Here is a 12,443-nt window from a genome sequence, read left to right on the forward strand (position 1 = left end):
GACATGAGGGAGCAGCATTTGCGGCCGTCGCCGATCAGCGCCACGGTCGACTTCGACGCCGACGGCGTCCAGCACGGATTCCTGCGCCTGCCCTATAGCCGCGACGATTCGGCCTGGGGCTCGGTGATGATCCCGATCACCGTCATCAAGAACGGGATAGGGCCGACGGCCCTCTTCACCGGCGGCAATCACGGCGACGAATATGAAGGCCCGATCGCGCTCTTGGATCTGGCGCGGAGGCTCGATGCCGCCGAAGTTCAGGGCCGGGTGATCATCGTCCCGGCGATGAATTATCCCGCGTTCCAGGCTGCGACGCGGACCTCGCCGATCGACAGGGGCAATATGAACCGCAGTTTCCCGGGCCGGCCGGACGGGACGGTGACCGAGAAGATCGCCGACTATTTCCAGCGCGCTCTTCTGCCGCTGGCAGACATCGTGCTCGACTTCCATTCCGGGGGCAAGACGCTCGACTTTTTGCCCTTCTGCGCCGCTCACATCCTTCCCGACAAGGAGCAGGAAGCGAGCGCCTTCGACTTCGTCAAAGCCTTCGGCGCGCCGTTTTCCATGAAGATGCTCGAGATCGACGCGGTCGGCATGTACGACACGGCGGCCGAGGAGATGGGCAAGATCTTCATCACTACGGAACTCGGTGGCGGCGGCTCGGCGACGGCGAAAAGTGCTGCTATCGCTAAACGCGGCGCGATGAATGTGCTGCGCCACGCCGGCATCATCAAGGGCGAGATCGATGCCCAACCGACGCAGTGGCTGGACATGCCGAGCGACGATTGCTTCGCCTTTGCCGAAGATGGCGGGCTCGTCGAGTTCCTTGTCGATCTCGGTGAGGCCGTCGAATCCGGCTCCGTCATCGCGCGGATTCATCCGACTGGGCGCACCGGCGCCGAGCCGATCGATGTTCGGGCCAAGATGGCCGGGATGCTGGTCGCCCGCCACTTTCCCGGACTGATCAAGGCCGGCGACTGCTGCGCGGTGTTGGCCGTGGCGATTTAGACGAGATCGTCGCTGACCGCCGCGTCAGCCAGCCTGCGCTTTCTACCGACCCGGTTCGGCCTGACGCCGCGCGCTTACCGGGAGAATTTCGGCAAGCCAGCCGAACAGCCCAAAATTCCAGGATGAAGCGTTACACCGGTGAGGTTCCCCGCCTCCTCGACACTGAAAGCAACCGGCGGCGACTCAGAGCTGGTCGGTCGGAGCAATGGTTTCGCAGCTCGTTTGCCGCTCCGGGACGCTTGCTGTGGCTGCAACTTCTAATGTGACATTACCCCCGTCTTTATGGGGGTGACAAATCAAAGGCTGCAATAACATTATTCGCGCCGGGTGACGGGGCTGGCAGGCAGGCGCACGCCACGCGTGTGATGGAAAAATGGCTAGCTGCAGAACGGTACAGCCGTAACTGCGCATAATCGTCAGAGAGGGAACCTCACGATGCCCAATCCAAGTGAGACGAGCGACGAATGGTGGGTCAACGATCAGACGCCTGACAACCCTTATGGCAAGAGCGAGGATTACGAGTCTTTTCTCGATTATCTTGGGGCATTGCCCCGCAGCCTGACGCCGGAGATTGCGGCGGGAACGCTGAGGATCAACGTTTTCGAGCTCAACGACCATCCGGAATACAAGGCCGCCGCGATCGGCGCCTTGGAGATGTGGGCGGCTGTCACCCCTTTGAAATTCGAGATCGTCGACGACGCGCCGTTCGACAGCACCACGGACTGGATGGAGGTCGTCAGCCCGGAACTCGGCGAGGAGGACGATGGCAGCGCCTATTCGAGCGATCGCTATGTCAGCATCGGCCAGCGTTTCCATGACACGGAACCCAACAAGACCGACATCGGCGGTTATGTCTTCGATTCCTTCATTCATGAATTCGGCCATGAATTCGGCCTGAACCATCCGGGGCTCTACAATTACAGCGGTCCCGGCGGCGTGCAGATCAACTATCTGAACAATGCGACCTGGACCTATGACCGCCAGCAATACAGCGTCATGTCCTATTTCGATGGGATCGATGTCGGCGAAACCAGCCGCTGGTCGGCGTCGACGCCGCTGATCGCCGACATCGAGGCCGTCATTCGTCGCTTTTTCTCGACCGTCGACCAAAATGGCGTGCGCACCTATCAGCAGATCGAGCTCAACACCGGGGACAATGTCTACGGCTTCGGCAGCACGCAATATGGCTACCAGCTGACCTCGTCGGGCATGCAGCATGACATCGGCTTTGCGATCCATGATACCGGCGGGACCGACACGATCGATTTCTCCGGTTCGACGGCGGGCACGATCCTCGACCTGCGCGCCGGACAGTTCTCCAGCGTCAACGGTCATAGCAACAATGTGTCGATCTTCGCCGGACACAACGCCGATCAAACCGACTATTACGTCGAGAATGGCATCGGCAGCAGGTTTAAGGACATCCTGATCGGCAATGACGGCGCCAACACGCTCGACGGCCGCGCCGGCGGCGACCGCATGGCTGGCAATGGCGGCGACGACATCTATTTCATCGATTCATGGCAGGACATCGTTCGCGAGGAGGCGAACGGCGGCAACGACACGGTCATTCTCCTGTCCAGGCACTTGAAGATCAGGAAAATCGCCCACGTCGAAAACATCATCTATGCCGACGAGTCGACGATCCAACCCGGCGGCGGCGAGACCCCGCCCAGCATCGGCGACAGCACGATGGCGAGCATCATCTTCGGCACCAATGCAAACGATACTCTTGACGGCGGCGCCGGCGACGACACGATCTTCGGCCAGGGCGGTGACGACCTGATCATCGGCGGCCGCGACTCGCTTGCCAGCCGCGACATCAACAACACGATCGATGTGGAGGACCTCGAAGACCAGACCGAAAGCGACGACGGCAACGACACGCTCTACGGCGGCGGCGGCAACGACACCATTCTTGGAGGCCAGGGCAACGACATTCTCGACGGCGGCGAGGGCGACGATACGCTGAGCGGCCAGGACGGCATCGATATATTCAGGGGCGGCGCGGGGGTCGACACGGTCGATTTCAGCAAGGAGAGCCCTTTCCAGCTGCTCGTCAACCTTGCCACCAATGTCGCCAGCGGCGGCACCGTCTCGGGTGACACTTTCTACAGCATCGAAAACCTGATCGGTTCCGACGACCGCATCGACCGCTTCATCGGCACGGCCGCCGCAAACCACTTCTGGGGTCAGGGCGGCGGTGACTATTTCAACGGTGGCGACGGCAATGACATCCTGGATGGCGGCAATGACGGCGACATCCTCTATGGAGAAGGCGGCAACGACACGCTCATCGGCGGCGCCGGACAGGACTATCTGGACGGCGGTTCGGGTATCGACACGGTGGTCTACGCCGGCAGCTCCGACGGTGTGACGATCGATCTCAAGAACGGCACGGCCAATGGCGGCGACGGTGACGGTCCGGTGCAGATCGTCGGCCGGGGCGCAGCGATCCGGCACGATATCCTCGAGGGGTTCGAGAACGCCGTCGGTTCATCCTTCGATGACCATCTGATCGGCAATGCGTTCGCCAACGAGCTCTCCGGCGGCACAGGCGACGACACGCTGACCGGCGGCGGCGGCGCCGACCGGTTGAACGGCGGTGCCGGCAGCGACACCGCAGACTATGCCGAGGCAATGAGCGGTGTCCGGCTTAGCCTCACGGGTGGCAGGTCCGGCGGAGATATCTATGTCTCCATCGAAAATCTCGCGGGGTCGGGCTTCAACGACCGCCTCGCCGGCGACAACGCAGCCAATGTGTTGACCGGCCAGGGCGGCAACGACGGGATCGACGGCGGCCACGGCGATGACACGCTGCTCGGCGATTTCGCCTATCAGGGCGACGCGCCGCCACGCCCGGGCATCGGAACCGGCTATGCGACGCTCGGACCGGACGCGACGAACAACTCGATCGCAGCCTCCTTCGACATCTCCAACAATTTCTCGCTGACCGCCGACCCCGACATCTTCGATTCGACGACGGTCCTTCACACGACCGTCAACGCCACCGGAAACGGCCAGGGCGGATACTACAAGATCGAACTGGCTGCCGGTACGGTCATCACGATCGACATCGATGGCATTGCCGACCCGAATGTCCATGACAGCTGGGTCAGGCTGCTCGACAGCTCCGGCAACATCGTCGCTCAGAACGATGATGGCGGCGGCGACCCCGGCTCTGCAAGCAACCGGGATTCAAGCCTGGTATTCGTCGCTCAGGAGACGGGGACCTATTACATACTGGAGGGCAGCTGGTCGCCGACGGCGCCGGGCGATGGCTGGGCGGAAGCCGTGCCTGCAGGCTCGACCTATGAACTGAACGTTTCGGTCGAATTCCCCCCTGCGCTGCCCCAGCCGGGCGTTGCGGGATCCGACAGGCTCGATGGTGGCGCTGGCAGCGATCTGCTGGATGGAGGTCTGGCGGCCGACACGCTCACCGGCGGCGAGGGAGAGGATACATTCCGCTTCTCAACCGAGCTTGGGAACGGCAATGTCGACTGGATCAGGGACTTCAGGGTGATCGACGATACGATCCTGCTGGACAACCTCGTCTTCGAGAGCGTGGGTGGCGACGGCGCTCTCGCGCTCGGCGCATTCCACGGGAGTGCGGCGGGCGTCGCTCATGACGCCGACGACCGCATCATCTACGATACCGACAGCGGCATCCTGTCCTATGACGCCGATGGCGCCGGAGAGGTCGCAGCCATTCAATATGCGCAATTGAGCAGAAATCTGAATCTTTCGGCGAACGACTTCGTTATCGTCTAACTCGACCGCGGGAGGGGCGCTTTCAGGCGCCCCTCCCAAAAGACCAGCGTCGCTGCAATGTTGCTATCGCACGGATCTAAGCGGGGCGACCATGGAGAGAGTGTGTGATGAAGCGCCCGACCGGCCGCCGCACAGTGTTGATGACCGTCGGAGCTGCGGCTTTCGCCGCGGTCGCCGTGCCCGTCGCCGCGCAACCGACGGATATTCGCGGCACAGTCACCTTCGAGAGCGGCGCTGCTATCCCGGAAGGTCATCTTGAGATTTATCTCGAGGACCCTGCCATTCAGGACACTGCGCGACGCCGCGCCGCGCAGACGCGCATCAGAAGCGACGGCGGGACGAAGACGATCACCTTTTCCTTGTCCCCGCCCGCAGGCTCGACGGCTTCATCAACGCTGCGGATCGTTGCGCGCCTGGAACGTGCGGACGGCTGGCTGCTGGCGCGCGGCAGCGCACAGTTCAATAAGGGGGCGCCTATCAGCGTCATGCTCAATACGGTTATGTATTGAGTGGCCAAACGTTAGAGGCGAACTGGGCATTTTCAACGGCCAGGGCGCGATCTATTTGCTGCCACGGAGAGTAGTCGGGCAACGATAGTTCCGGCCGCTTTCGGAAACGTCTCGTCAATCTGAAGACGGAACAGGGATTGCGAAGGCGCGCCTTCGGTGGTATCTCCGACAATATTAGTCTGGGTTTTGAGTATTCCATGGCTCATGTCAGCGCAGGCGTTGAATACGCTCTTCACTGTCTTCTTTTCCTCGCCGATGCGGAGGAGTTGGGGCAGCCCGCAAGCGCGCGCGATCTTGCCGAGCTGCAGAAGGTTCCTGCTGATTTCGTGGCGAAGCTTTTCACCAAGCTTCAAAAGGCCGGCATCGTCGTCGCACGCGAGGGGATTGGCGGCGGTTTTGCGCTGGCGCGCCCCGCGACGGAAATCACCGCGCTTGATGTCGTCGAAGCTGTCGATGGACGCAAGGCACTCTTCGAATGCAGGGAGATACGCGCTCAATGCGCGCTTTTCGGCGACCGCACCCCCGCTTGGGCGGTGGATGGCGTCTGCGCCATCCACGCGGTCATGATCGAGGCCGAGAAGCGGACAAGAGAGGCGCTGGCGGCGCATACGCTGGCGAGCATCAAGGGCCGGGTAGAGGCGAAGGCACCCCAGGAACACGCCGGCCACGTAAAGGAATGGCTGGCCGCACGTACTCCGAGGCGTGGGCGCCGTGCGCGGGCATCCTGATGGGTTTTAGCGGCAAGGGAGCGAACCCGCGGTACAGCTTTTGCGCATCAAGCCGTCCCAATGCTCGTGCTCCCGGGCCGCCCGAAGCGCGCACCACCGCATGAAGCTCGCTCTTCGCAGTGTTCCGCGCATCCTTAGCCCGTTACGCCGACCGTCTCCGGTTCACGAGTCTCGGGCGAACCGGGTCGACAGTTTCCAAGTCAGGCTCGTGATCCTGGATCGCGTGATCGATGGAGGCATCGCGAACGGCGCCCGCATCGCGCGCTCTCGATCTTCCTCCAAGTGTCGCGTCCGCACGGACGCGCATAGCCGTAACCGCGGCAGCTCAGAACAGCGCGTAGTCCGACAGCTCGATCGTGACGGCGGTGAAATCGCGGTCGAGAGCGCCATCCGGCTTGATTGTGAACACGCTGCGGCGGGTCGGGTATTTCAGCCCGTCAACGTCAACGTAATCAGATATGAAATGCGCCGCCGGCGTGTCCGCCCAGACATCGACCGTATAGTCGTGACGGCGGAGCAGCCCTTGGGGATCGAAGTAGAAGCGCTGTTCCCGCGTATGGCTGTGAACGCCCTCGGGGAACCGCACGGCGACGCCGCGAAGTTTCACGCCTTCATTGTCGATCGGGGCAACGTCGCGCGCTTCGTAGCCGGGCTCGCCGAAAACGAACGGCGCCGCGTGATACGTCCACATGGCGTAGCCGTTGAAGTAGGCGAGGTTCAGCGGGTCCCACTGTCCCTTGAAGCTGCGATCGAACGCCTCACGTCCGTTCTCCCGATGGGCGATAACCGAGCCGTCTCCGGCGGTGATCTCCACATGCTCGGGAGTCCAGGTCATCGTCCAATCGGGTTCGCCGAAGGGCGTAACGCGAGTCCACTGGCGACGGAACTCGCTTGTTGCCCGCCGCGGCACGGGAATCAAAGGAGCGCCTTTCAGCTCCCATAGCTTTCCACCGGTCCGTATGGTCGAGGCGATCCCCCTGAACGCGCGCCAACGGGCGTGCCCACCATGCGCTTCCAGAGCCTCTTCAAGCAGCGGGTGCAATTTGCCACGCATCGACCTCCTCCTCGATTGGGAGTGATGATGATTACTTGACGCTTCAGCCCCGGCCCTATGTTCTATATACCATCATTGAAGGCGCCACGCTTCGGCTGTCGCTCTGTCAGGCGAGGGAGCGACGATCGCGGGCGCCCCGAACGCAGGTTCCGAGTTTGACTTCAGGTCGGCGCAGTATCGGCTCGCGCGGCGTCGGGGCGGACGGGCCATCAGCGCCCCGCGTCTAAACGGAGACTGAGATTGAGTGTTGCCTTCACCAAGGAAGAAAGTGCCGAAACTGCGTCGGAAACATTGCTGCCCGACCGTCCAGTTTCACCTCACCCGAACCTTGTCACGGAAGCGGGTCTGAAGGCGCTGGAGGTGTCGCTCCAGCTCGCTCGCGAGGCCCATGATGCCACGAGCACGATCGAAGACGTGAATGAAAGGCGCCGGCACGCGGCAAGCCCCTTGCGGGACCTGCGCTACTTTGCCGAGAGACTTCGCACGGCTCAGCTTGTCCCGGATCCGACCTCAACCGATACCGTCGCCTTCGGGAGCACGGTCACTTTCAGCCGCGACGATGGACGGGTGCAGAAATATCGCATCGTGGGAGAGGACGAAGCGGACCCCAAGGCCGGATCGATTTCCTACGTATCGCCGGTCGCAAGGATGCTGATGGGCAGGGCCGTCGGAGATGCCGTGAGTGTGGGCGATCAGGAGCTCGAGATTATCGCCATCTCCTAGGCTGTTGGCCTCGCGTAGCGCTCCAGGTTCAGAACAGCTCCAGAGAATTCTGGTCGTACCCAACGCGGGAAAATTTGCGGACGCGCGAGACCCACGCGCCCGCTATCGCACTGCCACCTTATTTATCGATCGCAGCCAGTGGCGTGTTGCGGAAACTGATCGCCATGCGGTTGTAGCTGTTCATCAGGCCGATCGCGATCGTCAGGTCGACGAGTTCGCGCTCGTCGAAGAAGGCACGCGCGGCCTCGTAGGCCTTGTCCGGCACGCCGGTCTCGGCGACGCGCGTCACGGTTTCGGCCCAGGCGAGGGCGGCCCGCTCACGCTCGTCGAAGAGATTGCCGGCCTCCGGCCATGCCTGCACCAGTGCGATCTTCTCGATCGTCTGCCCCTTCTTCAGAAGGTCGCGGGTGTGCATGTCGAGACAGTAGGCGCAGTTGTTGATCTGCGAGATACGCAGATAGACGAGATCGACCAGCACCGCAGGAAGGCTGCTCTGCATGACGTAGCCGTAGACGTTGCCCAAGGCTTTGACGCCGGCCGGTGCGATCTGGTTGTAGTCGAGACGCTTGCTCATTTGCTTGCTCCTTGAAAGGTCGCTCCACTACTCGATGGGTGTGGTCAGGGCCCTTTCGTCGCTATCCGCGACGAATACGGCGAGTAGTTTTGCAGGCTTGGTCTTGCTCGCATTGCGGCTGACGAAATGGTCGGACGCCGGTGGCTCGTGCCAGCTCTCGCCGGCGCGATAGGTCTGCGTCGGACCGTCATTCACCTTCGACTCGATTGCTCCCGAGAGGACGTAGGCGAAGATGAAAGACGATTTTGCGTGCCTGTGCGCGGCCGAGACACCGCCCGGCGGATAGTCGACAATCAGCGCCGTCAGCGTCTTGCCGGGAATGTTGGGTATGGCCCGCTCGAAATGGGGGGTAACCACATCGCCGGGATCGTGCGCTGCGACGGGCATGGCAGTGACGATGGCGAGGGCGGCGCCGGCTGCGCCGATGATGGATCGTGCATTCATGTCGGCATTTCTCCTTATGGCGTTTCAGCTCGTTGTCTCCAAAAGGAAGACCAGTTCCGCGACGATCGTTTGTGTGTCGCGTTAACTACGATTAATATGATCGTAGTTTATCGGCAACGGAAATTGCGGCCGGTTTTGGGAGACGCATTGTCAACACCCAGGAGACGGGAGCTGCAGAACGTCCCCGCGTATGATTCGCTGCAGAATGCGTGCATCGCTGCGGCGCGCGGGGAAATCGGCGGGCGGCTTTGTACGGGAACGCCCGGCGACAGACATTGCTGAGGGCAATGGCTGGCGGCACGAAGGCCGCGACGTGGCCGCCGCGCTCGGGCGCAATAGTTCCCGAGCGTAGGGCAAGCCGTTTCTAATTAGGACGCTGCGGGCAGGCCCCGCGGTGAAACGCAGGAGTCATGCGATGGAGGTTTGCCCGATCGACGCTCCTTTACATGGAAAGCCCGGATCGACAGGACAACCCCGGCGATCAGGATAGCGACCCCGGCGCATTCCATTGCAGTTGGCCACCGCGCATGAACGATGAGTCCGCCAATGACGCCGAAGGCGGTTTCCGCCACGATCAATTGCGCGGTCAGTGCGACGGGCAAGTTCCGTGAGGCGACATTCCACGCCCACACTCCGCCGACCGTGGCCAGCAGCGCGAGGGATGTGCCCCAAAGATAGAGCGAGCCGGCAGCGTTCCACCCGAAACCGAGCTTGGGAAGCTGGAAGAGGTCCATCGCTGCACCGATCGGGTAAAGGACCAGCATCAACACGCCTCCGCCGACCAGTGTGAGCGCCGACCACGCGGCTGCGGGCATGTCGGGTCGGGCGGCGATTGCAGCTTCGTTGGCAATCGCGAACCAGACCCACAGGGCCACGGCCGCGAGTGCCAGCGGAATGCCGATCCACAGCGAGCGGACGGAGCTCAATCCTTCGGCCGTAAATACCGTGCCATTGACGAGAACAAGGCCGATCAGCACCAGCATGAGCGGCATCATCAGGAATCGCCAGGGCAGGGATCTCTGCCGCTGGTTGCCGATGACTGCCAGAACGATCGGGACCAGTCCGAGAAAGGCGGGAGCAATCACCGGACCGGCAAAGATGGCGGATCCGGTCACCGTCAGGAAATAGCCGACATAGCCGATGAAGGCGAGCCAGGTCGTCGAAAGCCAGTTGCGAAGCGTAAGATGCCGCAACGCCCCTCTTGCCGAAAACAGGATGCAAAGGCCGACCAGGGCCGAAACGACGTGGCGGACAAGGGCAAAATCAAAGGTGGAGTAGTCACCGATGATGAATGGCACGACGAAATTGAGCGAAAAAGCAAAGGCCGCGAAGAGTGCGGCGAAAACGCCGATGTAGAATCTCTTGTCCATTTCTTTTCCTTCCAGCCATGGCTTCGTTGTCGGCAGGACGAGGTCCGGCCGGCTGTTCGTTCGCTCCGTTGCGGAGATGGTTTCAGCGACGATCGTTGCGGGCGGGGACCTGACAGTTGATCGCTTCAGGATCGTGCCGTGGCGCGTATTCGACGGTACTGCTCCGTCGGGAGGCCGCCCCAGCCCCAGTTGTCGAGATCGACCTCCTCGATCACGACGTAGGTCGATTCAAGCGGCTTGTTCAGGACGTTGAGGAGCACCTCGCTGACACCTTTGATGATCGCGGCCTTTTCCTCAGAAGTGACCGAGTTGCGGTCGGGTGTGGTTCCTTCTCGGGTGACCTGTACGGTGACGATGGGCATTGCAGCCTCCTTTTGCGAGAAATTGCCTGGGGGTCTCAGGCGCCCGCGCCGCTGCGGCGCGGCGCACTCGTTTGGCTACCAGCGTCCGGCGTTCTGGCCGCCGTCGACGTGTAGGATCTCGCCGGTGACGAAGCTGGCGGTCTCCAGGTAGAGGACGGCATCGACGATGTCGCGAATGTCACCCATTCGACCGACTGGGTGCAGTCCGGCAAAAGCCGAGTGCGTCTCGACCGGATGCATCGGTGTTTTGATGATCCCCGGGGAGACCGCGTTGACACGAATGCCGCTTTTCGAGAACTCCATCGCGAGCGACCGGGTCACTGCGTTCAGACCGCCCTTGGTCAGCGAGGCGAGTGCAGAGGGGACGCCGACGATCGGTTGATCAACGAGGCTCGTGGTGATGCTGACTATATGGCCCGAGCCCTGCTTCAGCATCTGCGCGGCGGCGCGCTGGGTGATGTGGAAGAAGCCAGCGACATTAACGCCGATATTGTGCTCGTAGTCTTCCTGTGTCATTTCGACGAAAGGCTTGGCAAGGAAAACACCGGCATTGTTGACGAGCGAATCGATGCGGCCAAAGCGCTCGAGCGCTTCCCGCACGACCCGCTCTGCGGTCTGCGGCTCGCTGATATCGCCGGGCACCGTGTGCATGTTCAGGTCCGCGCTCGGCTTGACCGACCGGGACGTGGCGACGATGCGGTAATTCCGGTCGCGATAGGCGCGAACCAATCCGGCGCCGATTCCCTGCGACGCGCCGGTGACGATGACGACCTTCTGTTCAGTGCTCATGGCAGTGGTCCCTTTTCGATTGCAGCGGCCGCTTGCTGCGTCCGCCCTCCGCCCTTGGCGTTGGTGCAGTCGAAAGTAGAGCCATTCACTCTGCGGGAGAATTGCCGGAGATTGGCAGACACTCAACCGAAGATCGGCATGATCAACCGAGTATACCGGCCTCCGTCGCCAGGCGCAGAAATTCGGCGCGCAGGCGTGGCGCGGCGAAGTCGACGAAGGCGCGGACCTTCGGGACCGACATGCGCCCAGGCGGTGAGAGCAGATGCGCCGGCAGGGGCGGGTGCTCGGCATCGGGCAGTACGATCTTCAGGCGACCGTCCCGCACATATTCGGCGACATGATAGGAATAGAGCCTGGTGACGCCGTGGCCCGCAACTGCAGAAGCGGTCGCAGCGCGTACGCTGTTGACGGTGCATCGCGGCGAGAATTGAACCGTTCTTGGGATAGACGACCCCTGCGCCGGGGTAAAGCTCCAGGAGTCCAGACCAAAATTGGTGAAGGCGACGATCTGATGCTTTGCGAGATCGGCTGGTTCGTCGATACGCGGGTGATTGGCAAGATAGCGAGGGGAGGCGACGACGACACGTCTCACGTCGCCACCAAGCCGGGTGGAGATGAGGGATGAGTCCGCCAATTGCCCGATGCGCAGAGCAAGGTCGATGCCTTCATCGACCAGGTTGGCGAAGCGATCGAGCAGGAGGAGTTGGGCCGAAACGGCCGGATAGAGATCGAGGAAATCGTCGAGTACGGGCTGAAGCAGTTCTTCCCCGAGAATCGGCGGCGCTGAAATCGTCAATTTCCCGCGTGGAGCCGCGCGCTCACCGCCGGCAAGCATGTCGGCCTCCTCGAGGTCGACCAGCACCCGCCGACAGGCCACGGCATAGCGCTGGCCGGCTTCGCTGAGTTTCAGCGTACGGGTGGTCCGGTGCAATAGCTCGACGCCGACATGCGCCTCAAGTAAACTCAGCGCCCGACTGACCGCAGTCGGCGAGCGCTTCAGCCGCCGGGCGGCACCGGCGAGACTGCCTTCGTCTATCGCCGTTACGAACACTTTCATTGCATCGATACGGTCCATGTTTTTCTGCCGTTCTTCGGGATAGTGACTGCCAGA

Annotated in this window: 12 protein-coding genes; 5 read left to right on the forward strand and 7 right to left on the reverse strand. The window is 62.1% G+C overall.

Annotated elements, in window-relative coordinates; all coding sequences use genetic code 11:
* The first annotated feature begins 3 nt into the window (after positions 1-3).
* The 4 genes from doeB to CO656_RS00250 all read left to right on the forward strand — a co-directional run bounded on the left by doeB (position 4) and on the right by CO656_RS00250 (position 6,016).
* Positions 4-1,008 (forward strand): N(2)-acetyl-L-2,4-diaminobutanoate deacetylase DoeB, encoded by a 1,005-nt coding sequence (doeB, locus tag CO656_RS00235; protein WP_097524388.1) that lies wholly within the window; start codon positions 4-6, stop codon positions 1,006-1,008.
* Positions 1,009-1,443: 435 nt separating this feature from the next.
* Complete coding sequence (locus CO656_RS00240; RefSeq protein WP_097524389.1) at positions 1,444-4,779, forward strand: M10 family metallopeptidase C-terminal domain-containing protein; 3,336 nt, start codon at positions 1,444-1,446, stop codon at positions 4,777-4,779.
* Positions 4,780-4,886: 107 nt separating this feature from the next.
* Positions 4,887-5,288, forward strand: a complete 402-nt coding sequence (locus CO656_RS00245; RefSeq protein WP_037416210.1) for a hypothetical protein — start codon at positions 4,887-4,889, stop codon at positions 5,286-5,288.
* A gap of 197 nt (positions 5,289-5,485) precedes the next feature.
* A complete protein-coding gene (locus CO656_RS00250; RefSeq protein WP_037416213.1) occupies positions 5,486-6,016 on the forward strand; it encodes an Rrf2 family transcriptional regulator in 531 nt (176 codons plus the stop codon).
* A gap of 325 nt (positions 6,017-6,341) precedes the next feature.
* Here CO656_RS00250 and CO656_RS00260 read toward each other — a convergent pair whose 3' ends face one another.
* Complete coding sequence (locus CO656_RS00260) at positions 6,342-7,070, reverse strand: hypothetical protein (RefSeq protein ID WP_179864668.1); 729 nt, start codon at positions 7,068-7,070, stop codon at positions 6,342-6,344.
* 240 nt (positions 7,071-7,310) lie between these two features.
* Here CO656_RS00260 and greA point away from each other — a divergent pair, with 240 nt between their 5' ends.
* Positions 7,311-7,793 (forward strand): transcription elongation factor GreA, encoded by a 483-nt coding sequence (gene greA, locus CO656_RS00265; RefSeq protein WP_097524390.1) that lies wholly within the window; start codon positions 7,311-7,313, stop codon positions 7,791-7,793.
* A gap of 118 nt (positions 7,794-7,911) precedes the next feature.
* On the opposite strand, the gene CO656_RS00270 is transcribed toward greA, so the two are convergent.
* The 6 genes from CO656_RS00270 to CO656_RS00295 form a co-directional block, all read right to left on the reverse strand.
* On the reverse strand, positions 7,912-8,367 hold the full coding sequence (locus tag CO656_RS00270; protein WP_097524391.1) for a carboxymuconolactone decarboxylase family protein: 456 nt from the start codon (positions 8,365-8,367) through the stop codon (positions 7,912-7,914).
* A gap of 27 nt (positions 8,368-8,394) precedes the next feature.
* Positions 8,395-8,811, reverse strand: coding sequence for a cupin domain-containing protein (locus tag CO656_RS00275; RefSeq protein ID WP_097524392.1), 417 nt, complete (start codon positions 8,809-8,811; stop codon positions 8,395-8,397).
* Positions 8,812-9,179: 368 nt separating this feature from the next.
* Positions 9,180-10,181, reverse strand: coding sequence for a DMT family transporter (locus tag CO656_RS00280; protein WP_037416223.1), 1,002 nt, complete (start codon positions 10,179-10,181; stop codon positions 9,180-9,182).
* A 125-nt stretch (positions 10,182-10,306) separates the two neighbouring features.
* Positions 10,307-10,543: a 4-oxalocrotonate tautomerase family protein gene (locus CO656_RS00285; RefSeq protein ID WP_037416227.1), complete on the reverse strand. Its 237-nt coding sequence runs from the start codon at positions 10,541-10,543 to the stop codon at positions 10,307-10,309.
* Positions 10,544-10,618: 75 nt separating this feature from the next.
* Positions 10,619-11,332 carry an SDR family oxidoreductase gene (locus tag CO656_RS00290; protein ID WP_097524393.1) on the reverse strand — a complete coding sequence of 238 codons (714 nt, stop codon included), beginning with the start codon at positions 11,330-11,332 and terminating at the stop codon, positions 10,619-10,621.
* A 142-nt stretch (positions 11,333-11,474) separates the two neighbouring features.
* Complete coding sequence (locus tag CO656_RS00295) at positions 11,475-12,407, reverse strand: LysR family transcriptional regulator (protein WP_097524394.1); 933 nt, start codon at positions 12,405-12,407, stop codon at positions 11,475-11,477.
* Positions 12,408-12,443 lie beyond the last annotated feature (36 nt).

It is taken from the genome of Sinorhizobium sp. FG01 (assembly GCF_002531875.1).
In the GTDB taxonomy this organism is placed as follows: Bacteria; Pseudomonadota; Alphaproteobacteria; order Rhizobiales; family Rhizobiaceae; genus Sinorhizobium; species Sinorhizobium fredii_C.

What these genes read in the sequence shown, in the direction of transcription:
- CO656_RS00290 (WP_097524393.1), bottom strand. Translation starts at nt 11,332, where the DNA reads ATGAGCACTGAACAGAAGGTCGTCATCGTCACCGGCGCGTCGCAGGGA.
- CO656_RS00260 (WP_179864668.1), bottom strand. Translation starts at nt 7,070, where the DNA reads ATGCGTGGCAAATTGCACCCGCTGCTTGAAGAGGCTCTGGAAGCGCAT.
- CO656_RS00280 (WP_037416223.1), bottom strand. Translation starts at nt 10,181, where the DNA reads ATGGACAAGAGATTCTACATCGGCGTTTTCGCCGCACTCTTCGCGGCC.
- CO656_RS00240 (WP_097524389.1), top strand. Translation starts at nt 1,444, where the DNA reads ATGCCCAATCCAAGTGAGACGAGCGACGAATGGTGGGTCAACGATCAG.
- CO656_RS00295 (WP_097524394.1), bottom strand. Translation starts at nt 12,407, where the DNA reads ATGGACCGTATCGATGCAATGAAAGTGTTCGTAACGGCGATAGACGAA.
- CO656_RS00275 (WP_097524392.1), bottom strand. Translation starts at nt 8,811, where the DNA reads ATGAATGCACGATCCATCATCGGCGCAGCCGGCGCCGCCCTCGCCATC.
- doeB (WP_097524388.1), top strand. Translation starts at nt 4, where the DNA reads ATGAGGGAGCAGCATTTGCGGCCGTCGCCGATCAGCGCCACGGTCGAC.
- CO656_RS00250 (WP_037416213.1), top strand. Translation starts at nt 5,486, where the DNA reads ATGGCTCATGTCAGCGCAGGCGTTGAATACGCTCTTCACTGTCTTCTT.
- CO656_RS00285 (WP_037416227.1), bottom strand. Translation starts at nt 10,543, where the DNA reads ATGCCCATCGTCACCGTACAGGTCACCCGAGAAGGAACCACACCCGAC.
- CO656_RS00245 (WP_037416210.1), top strand. Translation starts at nt 4,887, where the DNA reads ATGAAGCGCCCGACCGGCCGCCGCACAGTGTTGATGACCGTCGGAGCT.
- CO656_RS00270 (WP_097524391.1), bottom strand. Translation starts at nt 8,367, where the DNA reads ATGAGCAAGCGTCTCGACTACAACCAGATCGCACCGGCCGGCGTCAAA.